The sequence below is a fragment of the Actinoplanes sp. NPDC048791 genome (assembly GCF_040650095.1).
GTDB lineage: Bacteria > Actinomycetota > Actinomycetes > Mycobacteriales > Micromonosporaceae > Actinoplanes.
In genome coordinates this window covers 5,527-6,122 of record NZ_JBEZGQ010000497.1, presented here as the reverse complement: position 1 = coordinate 6,122, position 596 = coordinate 5,527, and the positions used below count along the sequence as shown (strand labels likewise).

At 72.1% G+C, this 596-nt stretch carries 1 pseudogene; it reads right to left on the bottom strand.

The features are described 5' to 3' along the window. A pseudogene (locus AB0C29_RS29110) lies at positions 1–183 on the bottom strand (DNA-3-methyladenine glycosylase 2 family protein); the annotation flags it as partial. Between the last annotated feature and the right edge of the window lie 413 nt (positions 184–596).

The window sequence follows — 596 nt, the reverse complement described above, 5'->3', positions numbered from 1 at the left end:
CGCGGTGAGCTCCGCGCCGGCGCGGGCGAGATGCAAGGAGCCAGGACCCTCAGGGGTACGCGCGGAGAGCCAGAAGTCGCGGTCGTCGAACGTGCCGCAGGGGTCGTAGCGGACGACAAGCAGCGATCGCACCGTACGGGTGAAGTGGTAGCCGTCCGGCAGCTGCAGCCGGCGCGTCGTCATCACCCGGGACACTGTGCCACCATCCGGCCGCGCGGGCCACCTTCCGGGCGCCGGGTCACTTCCTGCCGTCCGGCCGACCGTTCCCGGGCGCGGACATGCCGATGGCCCTGACCGCGCTCCTGGTCAGGGCCATCGGTGCGGGTTGGCGGACACCCGAGTCGGTCCGCGTCACCCGGTAGCGGAGCTGCGTAGCTCGGCTCGAGCGGTCCCGCGCCTCCTTTCGTCAGCCGATTCCTTACCCGAACCGCCTGCCGCAGGTCTTGCCGTCCTCAGGGGGGTGGACGGCGGCCGGTCCCGACGGGGGGTCCCTCGCGGGGCGACGACACCTGAAGGTGGCGCGCCCCGCGGGGTTCGGTCCCGGTGCGGCAGGGCTCCGTACTCAGTTGTTCTGGTTCTGGCCGTTGTGGTTCTGG